Genomic DNA, 19487 nt, shown 5'->3' with positions numbered 1-19487 from the left:
CAGTGTCGATGGGGGCCTGTCAGGAAACCGTGACGCCGGGACAGGGTTGGGCAACGGCCAGGCGGATCTGTTCCCCAAGATAGCGTGCCGCCTGGCCGGCGTACTGGCCATCCGCATAAATCAGGTGCAGATCCACAAACCGTTCCACACCTTCTTTCAGCGGCAATACCTTCAACTCTCCGGTCTCCAGACTATTGCCGATGTCGGATTCCGGCATCCAGGCAAAGCCCAGTCCGCGACGGATGGCCGCATTGCGGGTTGAGGAGTGGGAGACGGTCCAGCGTTGCTCGGCCTCCAGCCAACCGGCATCGATACGCCGGCTGCCGGAATCCCTGATCACGATCTGGCGATGCTGGCGCAGATCCTCATGGGTCAGGCTCTCCTGTTGATTGAGAGGATGGTCGGGGGCGGCCACCGCCAGGAACCGCACCCGCATCAGCGGCTCGCCCACAAAACCGGGCGGAATGCGTGCATTCACCACCACATCGGCTTCCTTGCGCAACAGAGCCTCGTCGGTGCCGGACAGCACGGTCTCGGTATATTCGATTCGGGTCAGCGGGCTCTGCCGGGCAAAGGCATCCAGCGCCGTGAGCATGCAGTGCTGCGGAAACAGGGCGTCGGCGGTCACGCGCACCAGCGGTTCCCACCCCTGGCTGAGCTGGATGGCGGTACTTTCAATACGTTCAGCCTCTTCGACCAGGATCCTGGCCTGGCGATACAGCATCTGCCCGGTTCCCGTGAGTTTGGCTTTGCGGCCTTCAAGAGCAAAGGCGCGCACCCCCAGCTCGGTCTCGATCTTCTGCACGGCGTAGCTGATCGCGGACTGGCTCTTGTCCAGTGCTTCGGCGGCATTGGCATAACCGCCCTCGTCCACCACGGCAATCAGGGCTTGCCACTGATCCAGGGAGATTTTGGCTGACATATCGAATTACCTGACCTAAACAAGCAAATTTACTCTGTTTTATATCGGTTAATCTGAAATCACAATAGATTCATCGAATTTAAACGGGCTGGTCCGCCGGAGCGGCCCCACAGGATGGAGTGACGTGATGAATATTCTGGTAATCAAGAGCAGTGTTTTCAGTGATGGCGGCAACTCCTCTGCCCTGGTCAATACCAAGGTGGACGCGCTCAAGGCCGAACACCCTGAAGCTACCTTCGTGGAACGGGATTTGGCGACCGATCCGGTTCCTCATCTGGACGGCAAGCGGGTGGGGGCCTTTTTCACCCCTGAGGATGAGCGTTCTGCCGAGCAACAGCAGGTGGATGATTTTTCCATGGCGCTGATTGAGGAACTGAAGGCGGCAGACCAAGTGGTGTTGGGCTTGCCCATGTACAACTTCGGCATCCCCAGCCAGCTGAAGAGCTGGATCGACCATGTGGCCCGTGCCGGGATCACCTTTCGCTACACCGATCAGGGCTCCATCGGCTTGTTGGAGGACAAGCCGGTGACAGTACTGGCCGCCCGTGGCGGTTTGTATGCTGGCACCGACAACGACACAGTGACGCCCTACATCAAGATGATTTTTGCCTTCATGGGCATCAACGATGTGAGCTTCGTGTACGCGGAAGGGCTGAACATGGGCGACGATATCAAGGTGAAGGCGCTGGAAGAAGCGAAGGCAGAAATCAGTTGAAAGTTTAAAGTTGAAACGCGGGCCAGGCCAGAGGGTTTTGCATGGTCATGCCCGCGCTCGCCGGTAATGGCGCGGGCACTGACTCTCAGAAAAGAAAAACCTGCCTCGCGCCTTTTCAACTTTAAACTTTGAACTTTCAACTCAACCACGCTGAATCCCGCTACAAAGATCAGGAGACATCATGGGACTGTTAGTCGACGGCAAATGGCAGGACAAGTGGTACGACACCAAAAGCACCGGAGGGCGCTTCAAGCGCTCCGAAAGCCAGTTTCGTAACTGGGTCACTGCGGATGGTGCGGCTGGCCCCAGTGGTGACGATGGCTTTGCTGCCGAAAGTGGGCGCTACCATCTGTATGTGTCCTATGCCTGCCCCTGGGCACACCGCACTCTGATCGTGCGGGCACTGAAAGGGTTGCAGGAGCATATCGGTGTGTCCGTGGTGCATCCGCACATGCTGGAAAACGGCTGGGAACTGCGTGACGACTTTGACGGTGCCACCGGTGATGACCTGTACGGTTTTGAAAAACTCTATGAGTTGTATCTGAAAGCGGATGACAACTACAGCGGCCGGGTAACCGTGCCTGTGTTGTGGGACAAGCAACGGGAAACCATTGTCAGCAACGAATCGGCAGAAATCATCCGCATGCTCAACACCAGCTTTGATGCACTGGGCGCAACACCGGGCAACTATTATCCCGATGCGCTGAAGGCAGAAATCGATTCCATCAACGAGCCGGTGTATCACGACGTGAACAACGGAGTGTACAAGAGTGGTTTTGCCACCAGTCAGGAAGCCTATGACGAAGCGGTAACGACACTGTTTGCGCGGCTGGAATATCTGGAAAAGCGTCTTGGTGAACAGCGTTACCTGGTAGGTAACACGCTCACCGAAGCCGACATCCGTTTATGGACAACACTGGTGCGATTCGATCCGGTGTATGTCACGCACTTCAAATGTGATCGCAAACGGATCAGTGATTACCCGAACCTGCAGGGGTATCTGAAGGATATTTACCAGCTACCCGGGGTAGCAGAAACCGTGAACCTGGCACACATCCGACATCACTATTTCTGCAGCCACCCGACGGTGAATCCCCACGGAATCATCTCCACCGGCCCGCAGCTGGACTGGGATACACCTCACGACCGCGAGCGATTGGGGGAGAGAAAGATCAGTGATCAGCTGTGAGCTATCAGCTATGAGGAAAAGATTTTGATTCTAACTCGAAGCTGATAGCTCATAGCTAACAGCTTCTTTCCACAGGAGGTTCCCATGGAACGCACTATTCTCAACACAATTCGTGCTCTGGATACATCCGATGGCGCGGGCGTTCGTCTCAAGCGTGCGCTGGGGTATAACCCGATGGTGCGCCTGGATCCGTTCCTGATGCTGGACGCCTTTTCCTCGGACAATCCGGATGACTACATTGCCGGTTTTCCGCCGCATCCCCATCGCGGTTTTGAAACGGTCACCTATCTGGTGGAAGGCCACATGCGCCACCGTGATCACCTGGGCAATGAAGGTGATCTCAAGCAGGGTGGTGTCCAGTGGATGACCGCCGGGCGCGGCATCATTCACGAAGAAATGCCGCAACAGCAGGACGGTCTGTTACGGGGCTTCCAGCTTTGGATCAACCTGCCAGCGGCAGAGAAGATGAAGCCGGCCAGTTACCGTGACATTGCCGATACAGAGATGCCACGCCTGGATCTTCCCAGCGGTGGTCAGGTGAAGATTATTGCCGGGGAAGTGAGCCTGGCTGATGAGGTGCTGGTGGCACCGGTGAAAGGCGGGGTAACGGATCCGCTGTATCTGGATGTGGTGTTGCGGCCTGACGAAAGTCTGGCGGTACCGATCAAGTCAGGCTATGGCAGTTTCCTGTACGTGTTCGAAGGCGACCTGCTGGTCGCGGGTGAAACGCTATCCTGTGATCACCTGGCGACACTCACCGACGGTAATTCGGTCACTGTGCAGGCTGGGAAAAAAGGTGCCCGATTACTGCTGCTGGCGGGTAAGCCGCTGGGCGAACCGATTGCCCAATACGGCCCGTTCGTGATGAACACCCAGGAAGAAATCAATCAGGCCCTGAGTGATTATCGCGACGGCACATTGACGGCAGAACCGTCGCAGCTGTAAACCCCGGGCCGTAAACAGCGGTATGACTTACCGGAAAACGGGGCGGGAAGCGAGCAACGAGTTTCGAAAACCTGACAATCTGAATCCAGGGTTTTTGCCTTTCGTAACTCGCTTCTCGAAACTCGATATCCTCCAAGGCAATCCGGGTTGCTGTGGGGGGAGGGTTTTGGCTAGCGTGAGGCAATCACCCACACCGCATGCACGATGCCGGGCAGATAGCCAAACAGGGTCAGGACGATGTTGATCCAGAAATGCTTGCCCAGCCCTTCCTGGAGAAACACGCCCAGCGGGGGTAGCAGGATGGCAATAAGAATGCGTAACAGATCCATGACATAAACTCCTTATTGGGGTCTTTACGATACCGGAAATGTAAGCGCGTATCGTTTTTCCTAATGGCTTACAGATAAGCACGGGTGCGAGTCGCTGTCAGTAGTTACAGGTAAAATATCTCGGCCGCTTTGCAAAAAAACGGTTCATCGCGGATCTGAGGGAAGGCTTTACACAAGGCCTGTCTCGCAGGAACGTCGGTTATTCGCTCCGCTCACCCGGGGGGGGGCGCCTTGTCAGGTGTTCCTTCGCTGAGCTCGGGGCGGTTGATTCAAGCAGTTTACCAGGCCTTGGGTGAAATCGATGTCTGGTGGGAGATTCAGCTTGCTGAACGAAGGTTCTGATTGCATGCCCTGGTCTGCATCTGCATTCGTTCAGCAAGCTGAACTTCCCACACAAGCAGCAAAGCCAGTTTTACCATAGAGGTCCCAGAGATCTTAGAGATAGAACAATGGGTTTCCTCCGTGGTCTCTGTGAACTCTGTGGTGTTAACGTTTTGATTCTGGTCTGGAATCGCGCCGCGAGCGATGCTCCTACGGGAAGGTCCTGGTTCCCGCTAATCCGCGATGAGGCAAAAACAGCAGCGGGTAAAGCATGCGCATTGAAACATAATCCTGGTGTAGTCTGATGGCATGCCGGGCGAGAGCACCGAATAACAGACAGGGAGGCAAGACATGAATGTATTGGCATTTTCAGGGTCGTTACGACAGGGGTCGTTCAATTCAGGACTGGTCCGTGCAGCCGCTGAGCTGGCGCCGTCGGGCATGTTGATTGAGCAGGCCGATATCTCTGCCATTCCGTTATATAACGGCGATGACGATGGTGACAGCAAACCTGAGGCGGTGGAACGGCTTGCCCGGCAAGTGCAAAATGCGGACGCCCTGCTCTTTGCGACTCCGGAATACAATTATTCCATCCCCGGTGTGTTGAAGAATGCCATTGACTGGCTGTCACGGGTCGAGGGGAGCGTGTTTGCCGGCAAGCCTGCCGCAATCATGGGCGCCTCCATGGGTGGCATGGGGACCAGTCGCAGTCAGTATCACCTGCGGCAGGTGCTGGTGTGCCTGGATGTCCCCCTACTCAACAAACCGGAAGTCTTCGTGTCCGCAGCTCACCAGAAGTGTGATGATAACGGTGACCTCACCGACGAAAAAGCCCGTGACATGATTGCCAAACAACTTCAGGCCTTGAAAGGCTGGCATGCAACCTTGAAAGGATGAAATAAGGGTCGGACGTCTGACGTCGGAAGTCAGACGTCCGACATTTTTCACAACTGGTCTTGTTTCTCGATCCAGATATCCAGCAGCGGCGCGGGTTCTTTCAGGAAATTATCCAGCAAGACATCGGGATCCTGAGCAGCCCTTAGCAGTTCCCGGTGCTGCTGGCGCAGCAAGCCTTGTGTTACGGCGTGCTCAAGAAAACGGATCAGGTGGTCGAAGTAACCTTCAACGTTGAGCAGCCCTACCGGCTTGTTGTGAAAGCCAAGTTGTCCCCAGGTGAGAATCTCAAACAGCTCTTCCAGGGTGCCCATGCCGCCGGGCAAGGCGATGAAACCATCGGACTGTGCGGCCATCGCAGCCTTGCGCTCGTGCATGGATTCCACCACCTGTAATTCGGTCAGGTGGTCACAGCCGATTTCCCGCCGCATGAGCGCTTCCGGCATGATGCCAATCACCTCGCCGCCACGTTGCATCACGGCTCTGGCCAGCTCGCCCATGACGCCAATGCTGGCGCCGCCATAGACCAGACCCAGATCCCGCTCCACCAACGCTTGCGCCAGTGCATCCGCCGCTGACAGATAGGCCTCACCCTTGCCGGAGCTGGAGCCGCAATACACACAGATATTTTTCATGAGAGACAGTTTAAAGTTGAAAGTTCAAAGTTGAAAAGGCGCGAGGCAGGTTTTGCCGTTCTGGATCTCTGTGCCCGCGCCATTATCGGCGAGCGCGGGCACGGCCATGCAAGACCTGCTGGCCTGGTTCGCGTTTCAACTTTGAACTTTGAACTTTCAACTCAACCCGCCACCGCTGTGGGCTTGCTCACCAGTCTGGCTGCCGGGAAGTGGCAGGTAAAGGTGCTGCCCTGGCCCAGCTGGCTCTTGATCTCCAACTTGCCACCATGGCGGAGCATCACGTGCTTGACGATGGCGAGCCCCAGCCCGGTGCCGCCAGTCTGGGTCACGCGGCTGTTGTCCGGGCGGTAGAAGCGTTCGGTGAGGCGGGGAATGTGTGCCGGGTCGATGCCTTCCCCGTTGTCGGTGACCGACAGGTGGGCGCCGTTGTCATCCTGCCACCAGTGGATGCGAATGCGGCCGCTGTCCGGCGTGTACTTCACTGCATTGGTGATCAGGTTGCCGAAGGCGCTTTCCAGCTCCGCCGGGTTGGCCACCAGCCGAGCCCCTTCCGGTACATCCAGTTCGATCTGATGATGCTTGTCGGCACTCATGGCCAGCGCATTCTCGCGCATGCGATTGAGCATGCCGTGTACTGCCACTGCCTGCTTGTCATTGTCGCTATCGGTATTTTCCAGCCGGGACAGCAGCAGCAAATCGGTGACCAGTGCTTCCATGCGATTGGACTGGCTTTCCATCTGGGTCAATGCGCGGCGCAGGCGTGCCTGTTCGTCCGGTACGGTATCGAGCAGGGTTTCCAGATAGCCCTTGAGAACGGTGAGAGGGGTTTTCAGCTCATGGCTCACGTTGGCCACGAAATCCTTGCGCATTTGTTCCAGATGATGGAGACGGGTCACATCCCGTGCCATCAGTAGTTGTTCGCCAATGCCGAACTCGGTCACCCGGAATTGCAGGATACGGTTGTCATCCACCGGCGAGGGAATCTCCAGCGCTTCGCGGAAATCGCCGCTGTGCAGATAATCGGTAAAACGCGGGTGACGGATCAGGTTGGTCAGGGGCTGGCCCAGATCCTGTGAGGGGTTGAAGCCCATGTAGCGTTCGGCGGCAGCGTTCCAGTATTCCAGGTAACCATGCTGATCAATGAGGATCACCACGTCTTCCAGTGCATTCACGGATTGCTGGGCGCGGTGGATGATGCCTTGCAGGTTTTCCTGGGCGCGACGCTCTTTCTGGAAGAGGTGTTCCAGCCGGGTGTAGAACTCGCCCCACAGACCAATGCTGTCCGGAGGCTCGGTGTGGTCATCGCGCACCAGCCAACTGTACAGGGCGAACAGTTGCCGGGTGCTCCAGATGATATAGCCCACCATGCCGGCAATCAGGGGCCAGAAATGGCCCACCGCAATGGCGGCAATGGCGGCCAGGGCAAGCAGCCCGACAATTCGGTTAACTTCTTTGGCCAGACTCGCTTTCATGTCTGTGTCGCCCTTGCCAGGTCAGGGGTGCGATACTGCGTGCACCCTATCACATTTTTCCGCTCAGGAGGCTTTTGCGGCCTTCACGGAAAAACGGTAGCCGGTGCCGCGCACGGTCTGGATAAAGCGGTCAAAACCGAACGGTGCCAGCGCCTTGCGAAGGCGCCGGATATGTACATCAATGGTCCGGTCTTCCACATAGACGTTGGCGCCCCACACCTGGTCCAGCAACTGGGTGCGGGAATAGGCCCGCTCCTGGTGGCTCATGAAGAACTCCAGAAGACGGTATTCGGTGGGGCCCATGTCCACCGGCTCGTCATTGGCGCTGATGCGATGGCTGACCGGGTCCAGGCAGAGCCCTTCCACTTCGATGGCCTTCTCTGCGGCAACGCTGGACGCCCGGCGCATGACCGCCTTGATGCGGGAGATCAGTTCACGGGTGGAAAAGGGCTTGGTGATGTAGTCATCGGCACCCACATCCAGTCCCTGCACCTTGTTGTCTTCCTCACTCTTGGCGGTGAGCATGATGATGGGGATTTCATTGGTGGTCTCGTCGCGCTTCAGGCGGCGGGCCAGTTCGATGCCGGTGACCGAGGGCAGCATCCAGTCCAGCAGTACCAGATCCGGGCGCTCGTCCACGATGATTTCATGACCGCGCTGGGCGTTTTCCGCCTCCAGCACATCAAAATCTGCCAGTTCCAGGGCGACGGCCACCATCTCGCGGATAGCTGGCTCGTCATCAACAATCAAAATGCGGTTACGGGACATGGCTTCCTTCCTTCGCCTGTCGTTCTAGGTATGGTCACCTATTAGATTGCTCTTTTATGACATGCGTATGACAAGTTGAGCCGGATTCAGGGGAAATGCAAGCGGGAGAGGCAGTGATGAGTTGAAAGTTTAAAGTTCAAAGTTGAAAAGGCGCGAGGCAGGTTTTGCCGTTCTGAATCTCTGTGCCCGCGCCATTACCGTCGAGCGCGGGCACGGCCATGCAAAACCTGCTGGCCTGGTCCGCGTTTCAACTTTGAACTTTAAACTTTCAACTCAGAAGTACTGGAAATACAGCCCCACAAACACACACGCCCCGCTCCAGTGATTATTCAGGAAGGCGTGAAAGCTGGGCCAGCGTTCGCGGTAGCGGATCAGGGTGTGCTGGTAGATAAAGGTCGCGGACATGGCGGCGATGCCGGCGTACCAGGGCCAGCTAAATTCCAGTCGCTGGCCGATCATGATCAGGGCCAGCAGAGTCAGCCCCTGAAGCACGCCGATCATCAGCCGGTCGGCGTCGCCAAACAGGATGGCGGTGCTCTTGATGCCCATCTTCAGGTCATCTTCCCGATCGCACATGGCGTACTGGGTGTCATAGGCCACCGTCCACACCAGGTTGGCCACATACAGCAGCCAGGCAATTTCCGGCACGGCACCGGTTTCTGCGGCAAATGCCATGGGAATGGCCCAGCTGAAGGCGGCCCCCAAAAACAGCTGGGGCATGAAAGTGAAGCGCTTGGTGAAAGGATAGAGGACCGCAAGCCCCAGGCCCCCGAAGGACAGCCAGAAGGTCAGCTCGTTGAGGAACAGCACCAGCACAAAGGCCATCAGCCCGAGGCCGGCAAACAGGGCCAGCGCCTGCTTGCTGCTGATGGCACCGGTGGCCAGCGGTCGCCCCTTGGTGCGCTCCACGCCCCCGTCGAAATCCCGGTCGGCAAAATCATTAATCACGCAGCCGGCAGCACGCATGATCACCACCCCGAGGAAGAAGACCACGATGGTCTTCAGGCTCGGGGTGCCATTGCCGGCAATCCACACCGCCCACAGGGTCGGCCAAAGCAGCAGCAGGGTACCGATGGGCCGGTCCAGGCGCATCAGCTGAATGTAGGGCCACAGGGCAGGATAGCGGTGTTCAACGAAGGCAAACATGGGACATCCGGTTGTCGGGCGTGGGGGTATTGTCCGGATGGGAGGGGTTGAGTTGCAAGTTGAAAGTTCAAAGTTGAAACGCGCGACAGATTTGTGGTGCCAGACGAATATCGTTTGCGCCGCGCGACAGGAATGAAAACGCCCCATGGTTTTGAATCGAGGGTAGGGCCTGCCCGTTTGGCAACTGTCTACCCCGCGCTTTTTAACTTTGAACTTTCAACTTTGAACTGACTCCCCACCTTCTCCCAAAGCGCGGGCAGGAAATATTCCGCCACCAGCAAGGGCGCGCCCCGTTTGATAAAGCGGGACTGTCGACCCCAGCACACCGGATGACCGTGGCCGGGGGAAGCCATGCGTGCCCAGACCTGGTCACGCTGACAGATTGGCCGCTTGTAGAGCTCCAGTCCCAGGGACCGGCTGCCCATGTGTCCCAGGGAGCGGTTGGCACCGCGCAGGCTGGCCACGGGCAGGATACTGCGGGCGGCTACCACCGGGGTCTCATCCAGTAGCAGGGTCACTTCCCGGATCAGGGCAGCCTGGCGGTCTGGCAGGCCCAGCAGCTGGCGTTCAGCCCGTTGTGGCACGGCCATGGCATGAAAGCCGGGGACCACGCGAAAGCGCCCATGACGCTTGAGGCGCAGGGTCAGAGAGTTCGGATCAGCCATCCAGTCGCGAATAGCGGGCGGCATCACCAGCTGTTCCAGCGGGCGCCAGTGGCGGTCAGGATGCAGGGCGGCAGGCAACATAGCTCTCGATGGATAAGGGGAATACGGGCGGCAGGACTATGGCCCATGGGGGCCACAAGGGCAAGCCAGACGCCCTCCAGTGCCCGCTGCGACCTAACCTGACAGTGCCCACTGTCATTGATTTTTGCTGCTGGCACCGATAGGTTAGGCGGCCCCAAGAAACACCCTGTATGCGCCATTGTGAGTGGGCGCTTACTTTACATCGATGAGGTTCACCATGAAGAAGTGGGAATGTGTAGTGTGCGGTTTCATCTATGACGAAGCCGAAGGTCTGCCGGAAGAAGGCATTGAGCCAGGTACTGCCTGGGATGACGTGCCGGAAGACTGGGTTTGTCCCGACTGTGGCGTCGGCAAGGAAGACTTCGAAATGGTGGAAATCTGAGTCCGGCCTGATCCGGATTCTGCCCCGCAATGGATGCGGGGCCCACATCACGTCCTGCCCATCCATCGCATCGTAAAGGATCATCCATGAACCCTGTAGTCATCATCGGTACCGGCCTGGCCGGCTTCAACACCGTCAAGGAATTGCGCAAGCTGGACAAGGAAACGCCCATCGTCATGCTCACCGCCGACGACGGTCGCAATTATTCCAAGCCCATGCTGTCCGCCGGTTTTACCAAGGAAAAAACCGCTGATGACCTGTGCATGGCGACCCCGGAAAAGGTAGCGGAACAGTTTAATGTGGATGTGCGCACCGGCATTCATGTGGCCGGTATCGACACCGCCGCCAAGCGTGTGCTGCTGCCGGATGATCATCTGGACTACAGCAAGCTGGTGCTGGCGCTGGGCGCCGATACCTGGACACCGCCGCTGGAAGGCGATGCGGTTGGCAAGGTGTTTTCCGTCAACGATCTGATGGACTACGGCAAATTCCGCACGGCCCTGGAAGGCAAGAAGAAAGTCACCATCCTGGGCGGCGGTCTGATCGGCTGCGAATTCGCCAACGATCTTTCCAATGGTGGCTTCCAGGTGGAGCTGGTGGAGCCCATGGGCCGCTGCTTGCCGCTGCTGCTGCCGGAAGCCGCTTCCGAAGCCGTGGGTAATGGGCTGGCCGAACTCGGGGTGAAATTTCACTTCGGGCCGCTGGCCAAGGCCGTGCATCACGGTGAGGGCGATACCCTGGTGACCGAACTTTCCGATGGCAGCAAGATCGAATCGGATGTGGTGCTGTCTGCCATTGGCCTGCGCCCGCGTATCAGCATGGCCCAGGAAGCGGGCCTGGAGACCAACCGCGGCATCATCACCGACAAGACGCTGCGCACCAGTGCTGAAGACGTTTATGCCCTGGGAGATTGTGCCGAGGTGCAAGGCCATGTACTGCCCTACGTACTGCCGTTGATGGCCTCCGCGCGTGCTCTCGCCAAGACCCTGGCCGGTGAAACCACAGAGGTGAGCTACGGGGTGATGCCGGTAACCATCAAGACCCCGGCCTGTCCGGTCGTGGTTTGCCCGGCGGCAGAAGGCAGCGAAGGCGATTGGGAAATCCAGGCGGACGGCAACACCGTACAGGCCCTGTTCCGCGGCAAGGACGGCAGCCTGCTGGGTTATGCCCTCACCGGTGATGCGGTGAAGGAAAAGATGAAGCTCAACAAGGAACTGCCGGCGGTAATGCCGTAGGGACGCAACAGGCAACACGCTTCACGCATCACGCGCGTGGTGCGTGTAGCATGCAGCGTGTTGCTGATCTGATTAAGGACGTTTCATGAAATTTGCTCTGGTTCTGCTGATCCTCGGCTGGCGGTTGCGCTGGCTGGCGTGGCGTGATGAAGGTTTTCGCAAACAACTGGAAAACCGCAATGTGGTGATGCAGTGGCGGACGTTCACCGGCAAGCCGGCGCGCTGGTTTCACTTCACCCCGGGCAAGGTAGTGGCGAAAGGCGGTATTAACCCGTCTCCCACCGTGACCCTGAACTTCAAGGATGCGGACTATGCCTTCGCTACCCTGAAGCAGGCTGGCAAGAACCAGATGGCGTTCATGGAAGGCATGCAGGCGGGCGATATCAAGATCGAGGGTGATCCTGGCCAGCTGATGTGGTTCATGACCCTGATGAAATTCATCATGCCGGGCGGAAAGAAGTAGCTTCGCCGCTGGACGCCAGACGCCTGATGCCAGACGCTCAAAACCACAACCGGATTTACCACAGAGGTCACAGAGAGCACTGAGGAAAGAGATGTCTTGCTGGTGATCGCTGTGGCCTCTGTGCGTAAAACGCCTTACTCTGTCAGCACTTTACTTTGCATATCGAAGGATTTCCCATGCAGATGGTTCAACGTGCCCTTGTTTTCTGTGCGGCCCTGTTGCTGGCGGCCTGTGCCACCACCACCGAAACCCAATCCACCTGGCAGACCAAGACCGGCGAGCCCCGCCCGGCCTTTGCGCACCTGTTTGTGGTGGTGTTGTCGGAGTCCGCGGTGACCTCGGCCGCGGTGGAGCAGCAAGTGAGCAAGAGTCTGGCAAAGCGTGATGTGACTGCCACGCTGGCCTCGGCCACGCTGGGTGGGGAAAGCCAGCAGGCCGAGCAGTACAAGGCTCATGTGGAAGCTGCGGTGAAGGAAAGTGGCGCCGACGGTGTCATGGTGGTCAGTCTGCTCAAGGTGGAAGAGCGTGACGAGTATGTGCCGCCCCAGGTGGACTATATGCCCATGACGTCCGCGCCCCTGTATCTGGGTTATGGGCCCTATGTGGGCTACAGCTACAGCGCGGTCTACCAGCCGGGTTACTACCAGAACGCCACGGACTACTATCTGCAGACCCAGCTCTACAATGTGGCCAACAAGAAGCCCGTTTGGCAGGCTCAGTCGCGCAGCATGAACCCTTACAGCCTCAAGGCCGGTGCAGAGGGGTATGCCAAGAGCGTGGTCGGCCAGCTGGACCGTGACGGTGGTCTGAAGCGTTGAAGACCAGCTATGAGCTACGAGCTACGAGTCGCGGGAGAGAGGTTGCTATGCGAATAGCGCTCTCGCCGCGCCGCTGGCAATGATCCCTTCCCGGGCGAGATGACGCCCGTCAGCCACCAAGGTGCTTCTTGCCCTTCCACCCTTCTCGGGCTTTTCGCAACTCGAAGCTAGCAGCTCGAAGCTCGAAGCTCGCTCCTGCTTTGCCCTTCACAACTCCGCGCACAGCTTAAAATGTGAACCGCGTCACTTTTTTGCCTGAACGGTATGCTGGGCCGGATATGCGTCATTTCGTCCAGTAGTGTTCTTTTGCCATCAGCGTATTATAAAAATCAGACCAAGGAGGTCTGCGGGGGGCAAGGGAGCTGACATGTCGACCATGAAGACGTTGCTGGAACAGCTGCGTGTGACGGAAACGGAGTTGCGGGTCCGCAAGCATCTGCTGGATTTCAGCGAAGAGGATGTGGACGTCCTGACCCAGTGTCGAGCCCAGGTGGAGCAGCGCCTGGATACCATAGTCGATACCTTTTACGGCATCCAGACCAGCAACCCCGAGATCGCCACCCTGATTGGTGATGCCGACACCCTGGATCGACTTCAGGCTGCCCAGCGTCGCTATATCCTCGACCTGTTTGCCGGCAGCTACGATCTGGAATACGCCAATAACCGCTTGCGTATCGGCCTGGTACACAAGCGCATCGGTGTTGAGCCAAAGTATTATCTTTCCGCCGTCTATTTGCTGCGCCGCTTGCTGGTGGAAAACCTGGCTGATCTGGTTTCGGAAGAAGATCAGCGCAAGCGGGTGATCAAGGCATTGGACAAGCTGATCTATTTTGATGTGACGCTGGTGTTCGAAACCTACATCCAGAGCATGTTGTCGGAAATCGAGGCGGTGAAAAACCGCACCGAGGACTACGCCCGTGCCCTGGAGGAAACCGTGGCCATGCGCACGGGTGAATTACGCACCGATTCCCTCACCGGGCTGACCACCCGGCGTTTTCTGCATGAAGCCCTGCAACGCACGCTGAAGGCCGCGGAGCGCCGCCACGAGCCCGTAAGTTTGATCTTTGTGGACGTGGATGACTTTAAGCACCTTAACGATGATCGAGGTCATGCCTATGGTGATCAGGTCTTGTGTGAGCTGGGCAAGGTGCTCAAGGAAGCCGCCCGCGGTGAGGATACCTGTGTGCGCTATGGCGGTGACGAATTCTGTGTGGTGCTGGCGAACAGTACTGAAGAACAGGCCATGAGCACCTATTGTCAGCGGATCAAGCGCCTGCTGGCTGAACGGCTGCCCAATGTGAATATCAGTCTGGGGGTGGTGCAGACCGGCCCGGACAACTATGCCAGCGCCGACGCGTTACTCAAGCACGCAGATCACCGCATGTATCAGGAAAAAACCGTCAAGAAGAATGGTCTGGCGAAGCATTGAATGAATGCCGGACGCAAGACGCCGGATGCCTGACGCTGAGAAAATCAGTTGAAAGTTTAAAGTTCAAAGTTGAAAAAGCGCGAGGCAGGTTTTTCTTTTCTGAGAGTCAGTGCCCGCGCCATTACCGGCGAGCGCGGGCACGGCCATGCAAAACTCTCTGGCCTGGTCCGCGTTTCAACTTTGAACTTTAAACTTTCAACTCAACCTCCTCCACAACACCCAACCCATACACAGCCCCCGTGCCGCCATGAAGCCGTTCATGGTCAGCCACAGGCCGTGGTTGTCCCAGCCCCGCGTCAGCCCCCACAGGATGAAGAAGATCACCACTGATACCAACATGGTGTTGCGCATGGCGGCACCCCAGGTCGCCCCCACAAAGATGCCGTCCAGCCAGAAACCGGCACTGGCAGTGAGGGGCAACAACAGCACCCAGGGCAGATAGAAGATGGCGGTGTCGCGAATCCCGGGCAGGTCGGTGAGCAAACCGATCAGGGGCGTCCCACCCACGGCGAAGAGCAGCAGCCCGATCACCGCACAGCCCAGCGTCCAGCGACCGGTGGCGGCGATAGCGCGCACCAGTGCGTGATGATCCTCCCTGCCCCGGGCTTCACCCACCAGGGCTTCAGCAGCATTGGCAAAGCCATCCAGCAGGTTGCTGAGAATCAGCAGAAAGGTAATCAGTACCGCGTTGGCGGCCAGCACGGTATCACCGAGACGGGCCCCCTGGGCGGTGAAGAAAAAGAAGCAGCTGAGCAGGGCCAGGCTGCGAATGAAGATATCCCGGTTCACACCCATCAGCGCAAGGATGGCAGACAGTTGCCATACCGGCTCCCGTTGCCGGGGTGGGCGCAAGGACTGACGCAGCCAGAACAGGCCCCCCGCCAGGCCGATGTATTCGGCGCAGGCACTGGCCGTGGCCACCCCGCGCACATCCCAGTCCCACACCTGTACCAGCAGCACATCCAGCAGGGCGTTGCTGCTGTGCATCAGCAGGGTCATTTTCAGTGGCACGCGGGTGTTGTGGGTGCCGATGGCGAAGCCGATCAGGGCGAAATTGGCCAGGGCGGCGGGGGCGCCGAGAATGCGAATGTTGATGTAATCCCGGGCCAGCGCCTGCACCTGATCGCTCCCGCCCAGCAACCACAGACCGGTCTCGCGCAACAAGGGTGATAGCACAATCAGCCCCACCCCCAGTGCCGAGGAGAGCAGCAGGCCACGCAGCAGCACCACCCGGGTGTCCCGCTTGCCGCCTTTTGCCTGGGAGGCAAACCCGGTGGTCCCCATGCGCAGGAAATTGAAAGAGAAGTACAGGAACATGAAGAAATTGCCGCCCAACGCCACCGCCGCCAGATAACGGGGGTGTGAAAGGTGCCCGACCACGGCGGTATCCACCAGCCCCAGCAGCGGTGCAGTCAGATTCGACAGCAGCAGCGGCCAGGCCAGCATCCAGATGCGTTGGTTAAGGGACAGACTCATTCAGACTCCGGCAAACCTTTCTACGAAGCCGCTGTAGCACCACTTGAGGTGCGAAACGAGCGTGTCGGCGTCGACTGCAAGGCGATCAGGTATGTTTTGGGCGGTGGGCTGAGTTGAAAGTTTAAAGTTAAAAGTTGAAACGCGGATCAGGCCAGAGAGTTTTGCATGGCCGTGCCCGCGTTCCCCGGTAAGGGCGCGGGCACAGAGTTCCAGATCACCCAAAGCGACCTCGCGCCTTTTCAACTTTTAACTTTAAACTTTCAACTGCTGTTACGACCGACTTCGCCGCAATAACGTCAACACAAACAACCCGCTGGCCGCCACCACAATGGACGGGCCCACCGGGGTATTGGCGAACCAGCTCACCGTCAGCCCGGCCAGTACCGCCAGGGTCCCAAACAGACTGGCGACCATGGCCATTTGTGCCGGGGTGTGGGTCAGGCGGCGGGCGCTGGCGGCAGGGATCACCAACAGGGAGGTGATCAGCAAGACCCCCACCGTGCGGATGGCGCCGGCAATCAGCAGCGCCAGCAACAGCATCAGTAGCAGTCGGGTGCGTTGCACCGCCACGCCTTCCACCTGGGCCAGCTCCTCGCTCACGGTAATGCTGAGCAGTGCGCGCCATTGCCACAGCATCAACACAAGAATCACCATGGCCCCGCTCCACAGGCCGGCCACATCGCGCCAGCCTACCGCCAGCAGGTCACCGAACAAGTAGGCAAACAGATCCACCTGAATGCCGGTCTGCAGGCTGATGGCAATGACGCCCAGGGCCAGGGTGGTATGCGCGACAATCCCCAGCAGGGTGTCCCCGGCCAGTTGCCGCTGATGCTGAAGGGCGGTGAGTGCCGCCGCCAGACCCAGACAGACGGCCACCACCGCCAGGTAGAGATTGATCTCCAGGGCCAGCCCCAGGGCGGCACCCAGCAGGGCACCATGGGCCAGGGTGTCTCCGAAGAAGGCCATCCGGCGCCATACCACAAAGGCGCCCATGGGGCCGGAGACCAGAGCCACGGCCAGGCCGGCCAGCAGCGCAGGCAGCAGCAGTTCAATCATGGTTGCAGGGGCCTTCATGGTCGTGGTGGTGGGCATTGCCGTGCAGATCATGGTCGTGATCATGATCGTGGGTGTACAGCGCCAGGTTCGGGGTGCCGGCGGCGGGGCCGAACAGTTCGTGGTAAGCCGGGTCACGGCTCACGCTTTCTGGACTGCCGGAGCAACACACATGGCGTTGCAGGCAGATCACTTCGTCAGTGGCAGCCATCACCAGATGCAGGTCATGGGAGATCAGCAGGATGGCGCAGCCCAGCTCCTCGCGCACATCCTTGAGCAGGCCGTAAAGGGCATTCTGGCCCGCCACATCCACCCCCTGGGCCGGTTCGTCCAGCACCAGCAGGTCCGGCTTGCGCAGTAGCGCCCGGGCAAGCAGTACCCGCTGCATTTCGCCACCGGAAAGCTGTTGCACGGCACGGCGGCGAAGGTGGGCCACACCGGCGCGCTCCAGGGCGGTGCGCCGGGCAGCCGTGGGGCCGCTGGCGGCCAACCAGAGGAACCGGTCCACGGTCAGCGGCAGGCTGTCGTCCACCTTGATCTGCTGGGGCATGTAGCCAATGCGCAGCCCCTTGCGGCGGGTCACGCTGCCTTTCTCTGTCTTCACCAGTCCCAGTACCACCCGCGCCAGCGTGCTCTTGCCGGCGCCGTTGGGGCCGATCAGGGTGGTGATCCGCCCGGGGGCCAGGGTCAGGCTGACGTCGGACAGCACCGGGGTACCCCCCAGGGTGACCGAGACGGCATCAACGTTAACCAATGGTTCCGACATAAGAAGGGGCCCGTAATACAAAGGCGCAATGATATACTGCCCGCCTTTCGCCTGCACTGAAGGGCGAGAAGTGAGTTGAAAGTTTAAAGTTCAAAGTTGAAAAGGCGCGAGACGGGTTTTGCGTTCTGGGTCGCTGTACCCGCGCCATTACCGTCGAGCGCGGGCAAGGCCATTCAAAACCCGCTGGCCTGGCCCGCGTTTCAACTTTGAACTTTAAACTTTCAACTGAATGCTCCGCCCCGCTGTGGGCCTCGTACTGGTGAACACGTTATGCGCCGTTTCTGGCTGACAATCCTGCTCCTGACTTGCTCCCCCGCCTGGAGCCAGACCATCGTGGCCAGTGTGGAACCGTTGGCCAAGGTATTACGTGGCTTGTATGGCCCCGAGGTGGAGGTCTTGACCCTGCTGCAGGCTAACCAGAACCCGCATCAGCTGGCCCTGTCACCGCGTCAGGCGCTGTTGGTGAAGCAGGCGGATTTGATGGTATGGCTGGGGACCAGTGTGGAAGCGCCACTGGCACCACTGGTGGCGCGACGTGGCGAGCCATCAATCGCCTTGCTGGACCTGGCGGGTGTGGTGCGCCGGGAAGGCGGCGCCCATGAGCATGACGAGCATGATGACCACGACCACGACCATCATCGCGAGCATGCGCATAGCGGCGATGATGCCTATCTGGACCCGCATCTGTGGCTGTCCGTGAACAACATGCTCGTGCTGTCAGACGCCGTGGCCGCGGCGCTGCCGGAGGGACTGGCAGACCAGCAGCCCGGCGCCTGGCGGGTGCAGGCAGAACAGTTCCAGCCACGCTGGCGCGCCCGTCTGGCGCCACTGGCCCAGGTGCCCTGGCTTACCTACCACCACCCCTGGGGCTATCTTACTGACCCGCTGGGTCTGGCGGAGCCGGTCGTGGTCAGCGAGCAGCTGGATGCCGGCCCCGGCAGCCGCCGCTTTGTGGCCCTGGCCGCGCAGATTCGTGAGCAGGGAGTGCAGTGCATGATTCGCGAACCGGAAGCGCGTATGGCCATGCTGGCGCGGCTATGCCCGGACTGCCGCACGGAGGCCCTGGACCCGTTGGGGCGGGATCAGCCGGAACTGGACTATCTGGCCTGGCTCGAGCATCTGGGGCAGGGATTCGAACGCTGTCTGCAAGGCGCTCTGTAAGAGCCCACTATGCACTTTAGGGTATGCCTGCAGCTTGGCGGGGTAGGCTCCAGAAGCGAGTTTCGAGAGACGCGTTTCGAAAACCAAAAACGCTTTTAAGATCCGCCCAATGCCGTTCACTCAAGCCCAGCGTGGGGTCTATGTGGGAGCGTGCTTGCACGCGAATTTGACCCTGAAAGAAAGGCTTCGCGTGCAAGCACGCTCCCACAAAAAAACGGAACACTGTTATGCCCGAATCGCCCGCGTGTTGCAGGAAGCGTGCTGCGTCTCTCTTAAAGGTCCCTCACCGGTATCAGGGTGGGCGGTGTGGGGGGCGTGGCTTCTTCCGGGGTGGGGATGATCTGTACCGTGTCGCGCTGGCGCTGCAGCAATTCCTGATCACTTTCCAGATAACGGGAATCTGAGCTCAGGGCATTGAGCCCCTGGCTTTCGTCCGTGGTGTCCAGTTCCACCGGTGATTGCAGGTAAAGGGACTCCAGCTCCTCGCTGTTCAGAGCCTGATTGGGACCCTTCTCACGGGTTTGCGGTGCCTGGTCATCCGGCGGGGCGCTGTCGGGCAATTGCTCGTCGGCCAGCAGTACCGCCGGGGATAGCGTCACCATCATCAATGTGCGAAGCATTA

General features: G+C 59.0%; 21 protein-coding genes. 10 read left to right on the top strand and 11 right to left on the bottom strand.

The window, feature by feature from the left end:
• Positions 1-19 precede the first annotated feature (19 nt).
• The gene (locus tag HF945_RS15175) at positions 20-922 is read right to left on the bottom strand and encodes a LysR family transcriptional regulator (protein WP_290523405.1); all 903 of its coding nucleotides are present in this window, start codon (positions 920-922) and stop codon (positions 20-22) included.
• Between the two features lie 127 nt (positions 923-1049).
• On the opposite strand from HF945_RS15175, the gene HF945_RS15170 reads away from it, so the two are divergent.
• The 3 genes from HF945_RS15170 (at position 1050) to HF945_RS15160 (ending at position 3771) form a co-directional block, all read left to right on the top strand.
• Entirely contained in the window at positions 1050-1637 is a 588-nt protein-coding gene (locus HF945_RS15170) for an NAD(P)H-dependent oxidoreductase (protein WP_290523404.1), read from the top strand.
• 181 nt (positions 1638-1818) lie between these two features.
• Entirely contained in the window at positions 1819-2826 is a 1008-nt protein-coding gene (locus tag HF945_RS15165) for a glutathione S-transferase family protein (protein ID WP_290523403.1), read from the top strand.
• 84 nt (positions 2827-2910) lie between these two features.
• Positions 2911-3771, top strand: a complete 861-nt coding sequence (locus HF945_RS15160) for a pirin family protein (protein WP_290523402.1) — start codon at positions 2911-2913, stop codon at positions 3769-3771.
• A 170-nt stretch (positions 3772-3941) separates the two neighbouring features.
• On the opposite strand, the gene HF945_RS15155 is transcribed toward HF945_RS15160, so the two are convergent.
• Entirely contained in the window at positions 3942-4100 is a 159-nt protein-coding gene (locus HF945_RS15155) for a YqaE/Pmp3 family membrane protein (RefSeq protein WP_153498813.1), read from the bottom strand.
• Positions 4101-4772: 672 nt separating this feature from the next.
• Here HF945_RS15155 and HF945_RS15150 point away from each other — a divergent pair.
• Positions 4773-5318 carry an NADPH-dependent FMN reductase gene (locus HF945_RS15150; protein WP_290523401.1) on the top strand — a complete coding sequence of 182 codons (546 nt, stop codon included), beginning with the start codon at positions 4773-4775 and terminating at the stop codon, positions 5316-5318.
• A 47-nt stretch (positions 5319-5365) separates the two neighbouring features.
• Here the strand turns inward: HF945_RS15150 and HF945_RS15145 are convergent, their stop codons facing one another.
• The 5 genes from HF945_RS15145 to HF945_RS15125 form a co-directional block, all read right to left on the bottom strand.
• Positions 5366-5950: a TIGR00730 family Rossman fold protein gene (locus HF945_RS15145; RefSeq protein WP_290523400.1), complete on the bottom strand. Its 585-nt coding sequence runs from the start codon at positions 5948-5950 to the stop codon at positions 5366-5368.
• Between the two features lie 161 nt (positions 5951-6111).
• Complete coding sequence (gene phoR, locus HF945_RS15140) at positions 6112-7422, bottom strand: phosphate regulon sensor histidine kinase PhoR (RefSeq protein WP_290523399.1); 1311 nt, start codon at positions 7420-7422, stop codon at positions 6112-6114.
• 63 nt (positions 7423-7485) lie between these two features.
• Entirely contained in the window at positions 7486-8190 is a 705-nt protein-coding gene (phoB, locus tag HF945_RS15135) for a phosphate regulon transcriptional regulator PhoB (protein ID WP_290523398.1), read from the bottom strand.
• 273 nt (positions 8191-8463) lie between these two features.
• On the bottom strand, positions 8464-9336 hold the full coding sequence (gene ubiA / locus HF945_RS15130) for a 4-hydroxybenzoate octaprenyltransferase (RefSeq protein ID WP_290523397.1): 873 nt from the start codon (positions 9334-9336) through the stop codon (positions 8464-8466).
• Positions 9337-9524: 188 nt separating this feature from the next.
• Positions 9525-10082 carry a chorismate lyase gene (locus tag HF945_RS15125; RefSeq protein WP_290523396.1) on the bottom strand — a complete coding sequence of 186 codons (558 nt, stop codon included), beginning with the start codon at positions 10080-10082 and terminating at the stop codon, positions 9525-9527.
• A 217-nt stretch (positions 10083-10299) separates the two neighbouring features.
• On the opposite strand from HF945_RS15125, the gene rd reads away from it, so the two are divergent.
• The 5 genes from rd (at position 10300) to HF945_RS15100 (ending at position 14409) form a co-directional block, all read left to right on the top strand.
• The gene (gene rd / locus HF945_RS15120; protein WP_290523395.1) at positions 10300-10464 is read left to right on the top strand and encodes a rubredoxin; all 165 of its coding nucleotides are present in this window, start codon (positions 10300-10302) and stop codon (positions 10462-10464) included.
• A gap of 86 nt (positions 10465-10550) precedes the next feature.
• Positions 10551-11699: an FAD-dependent oxidoreductase gene (locus HF945_RS15115; protein WP_290523394.1), complete on the top strand. Its 1149-nt coding sequence runs from the start codon at positions 10551-10553 to the stop codon at positions 11697-11699.
• An 85-nt stretch (positions 11700-11784) separates the two neighbouring features.
• Positions 11785-12162, top strand: a complete 378-nt coding sequence (locus tag HF945_RS15110; RefSeq protein ID WP_290523393.1) for a hypothetical protein — start codon at positions 11785-11787, stop codon at positions 12160-12162.
• Positions 12163-12338: 176 nt separating this feature from the next.
• Positions 12339-12980 (top strand): hypothetical protein, encoded by a 642-nt coding sequence (locus HF945_RS15105; protein WP_290523392.1) that lies wholly within the window; start codon positions 12339-12341, stop codon positions 12978-12980.
• Positions 12981-13347: 367 nt separating this feature from the next.
• Positions 13348-14409: a GGDEF domain-containing protein gene (locus HF945_RS15100; RefSeq protein WP_290523391.1), complete on the top strand. Its 1062-nt coding sequence runs from the start codon at positions 13348-13350 to the stop codon at positions 14407-14409.
• Between the two features lie 195 nt (positions 14410-14604).
• On the opposite strand, the gene HF945_RS15095 is transcribed toward HF945_RS15100, so the two are convergent.
• From HF945_RS15095 to znuC, 3 genes are all read right to left on the bottom strand, one after another.
• On the bottom strand, positions 14605-15885 hold the full coding sequence (locus HF945_RS15095; RefSeq protein ID WP_290523390.1) for an MATE family efflux transporter: 1281 nt from the start codon (positions 15883-15885) through the stop codon (positions 14605-14607).
• A 270-nt stretch (positions 15886-16155) separates the two neighbouring features.
• Positions 16156-16941 (bottom strand): zinc ABC transporter permease subunit ZnuB, encoded by a 786-nt coding sequence (gene znuB, locus HF945_RS15090; protein WP_290525429.1) that lies wholly within the window; start codon positions 16939-16941, stop codon positions 16156-16158.
• The gene (znuC, locus tag HF945_RS15085) at positions 16934-17704 is read right to left on the bottom strand and encodes a zinc ABC transporter ATP-binding protein ZnuC (protein ID WP_290523389.1); all 771 of its coding nucleotides are present in this window, start codon (positions 17702-17704) and stop codon (positions 16934-16936) included. The genes znuB and znuC overlap by 8 nt, the downstream gene beginning before the upstream one ends.
• A gap of 270 nt (positions 17705-17974) precedes the next feature.
• On the opposite strand from znuC, the gene HF945_RS15080 reads away from it, so the two are divergent.
• On the top strand, positions 17975-18865 hold the full coding sequence (locus HF945_RS15080) for a zinc ABC transporter substrate-binding protein (protein ID WP_290523388.1): 891 nt from the start codon (positions 17975-17977) through the stop codon (positions 18863-18865).
• A 272-nt stretch (positions 18866-19137) separates the two neighbouring features.
• On the opposite strand, the gene HF945_RS15075 is transcribed toward HF945_RS15080, so the two are convergent.
• A complete protein-coding gene (locus tag HF945_RS15075) occupies positions 19138-19485 on the bottom strand; it encodes a hypothetical protein (RefSeq protein ID WP_290523387.1) in 348 nt (115 codons plus the stop codon).
• Positions 19486-19487 lie beyond the last annotated feature (2 nt).

This window comes from Alcanivorax sp., assembly GCF_017794965.1.
In the GTDB taxonomy this organism is placed as follows: Bacteria; Pseudomonadota; Gammaproteobacteria; order Pseudomonadales; family Alcanivoracaceae; genus Alcanivorax.
Note: the sequence above shows the minus strand (reverse complement) of the source record. Positions and strands in the feature narration are given on the sequence as shown.

Excerpts from the sequence above, each read along its gene's own strand:
- HF945_RS15105 (WP_290523392.1), top strand. The coding sequence starts at position 12,339 with ATGCAGATGGTTCAACGTGCCCTTGTTTTCTGTGCGGCCCTGTTGCTG.
- znuB (WP_290525429.1), bottom strand. The coding sequence starts at position 16,941 with ATGATTGAACTGCTGCTGCCTGCGCTGCTGGCCGGCCTGGCCGTGGCT.
- HF945_RS15095 (WP_290523390.1), bottom strand. The coding sequence starts at position 15,885 with ATGAGTCTGTCCCTTAACCAACGCATCTGGATGCTGGCCTGGCCGCTG.
- HF945_RS15165 (WP_290523403.1), top strand. The coding sequence starts at position 1,819 with ATGGGACTGTTAGTCGACGGCAAATGGCAGGACAAGTGGTACGACACC.
- rd (WP_290523395.1), top strand. The coding sequence starts at position 10,300 with ATGAAGAAGTGGGAATGTGTAGTGTGCGGTTTCATCTATGACGAAGCC.
- HF945_RS15155 (WP_153498813.1), bottom strand. The coding sequence starts at position 4,100 with ATGGATCTGTTACGCATTCTTATTGCCATCCTGCTACCCCCGCTGGGC.
- HF945_RS15110 (WP_290523393.1), top strand. The coding sequence starts at position 11,785 with ATGAAATTTGCTCTGGTTCTGCTGATCCTCGGCTGGCGGTTGCGCTGG.
- HF945_RS15125 (WP_290523396.1), bottom strand. The coding sequence starts at position 10,082 with ATGTTGCCTGCCGCCCTGCATCCTGACCGCCACTGGCGCCCGCTGGAA.
- HF945_RS15145 (WP_290523400.1), bottom strand. The coding sequence starts at position 5,950 with ATGAAAAATATCTGTGTGTATTGCGGCTCCAGCTCCGGCAAGGGTGAG.
- znuC (WP_290523389.1), bottom strand. The coding sequence starts at position 17,704 with ATGTCGGAACCATTGGTTAACGTTGATGCCGTCTCGGTCACCCTGGGG.
- HF945_RS15170 (WP_290523404.1), top strand. The coding sequence starts at position 1,050 with ATGAATATTCTGGTAATCAAGAGCAGTGTTTTCAGTGATGGCGGCAAC.
- HF945_RS15150 (WP_290523401.1), top strand. The coding sequence starts at position 4,773 with ATGAATGTATTGGCATTTTCAGGGTCGTTACGACAGGGGTCGTTCAAT.
- HF945_RS15175 (WP_290523405.1), bottom strand. The coding sequence starts at position 922 with ATGTCAGCCAAAATCTCCCTGGATCAGTGGCAAGCCCTGATTGCCGTG.
- phoB (WP_290523398.1), bottom strand. The coding sequence starts at position 8,190 with ATGTCCCGTAACCGCATTTTGATTGTTGATGACGAGCCAGCTATCCGC.
- ubiA (WP_290523397.1), bottom strand. The coding sequence starts at position 9,336 with ATGTTTGCCTTCGTTGAACACCGCTATCCTGCCCTGTGGCCCTACATT.
- HF945_RS15080 (WP_290523388.1), top strand. The coding sequence starts at position 17,975 with ATGCGCCGTTTCTGGCTGACAATCCTGCTCCTGACTTGCTCCCCCGCC.
- HF945_RS15160 (WP_290523402.1), top strand. The coding sequence starts at position 2,911 with ATGGAACGCACTATTCTCAACACAATTCGTGCTCTGGATACATCCGAT.
- HF945_RS15115 (WP_290523394.1), top strand. The coding sequence starts at position 10,551 with ATGAACCCTGTAGTCATCATCGGTACCGGCCTGGCCGGCTTCAACACC.
- phoR (WP_290523399.1), bottom strand. The coding sequence starts at position 7,422 with ATGAAAGCGAGTCTGGCCAAAGAAGTTAACCGAATTGTCGGGCTGCTT.
- HF945_RS15100 (WP_290523391.1), top strand. The coding sequence starts at position 13,348 with ATGTCGACCATGAAGACGTTGCTGGAACAGCTGCGTGTGACGGAAACG.
- HF945_RS15075 (WP_290523387.1), bottom strand. The coding sequence starts at position 19,485 with ATGCTTCGCACATTGATGATGGTGACGCTATCCCCGGCGGTACTGCTG.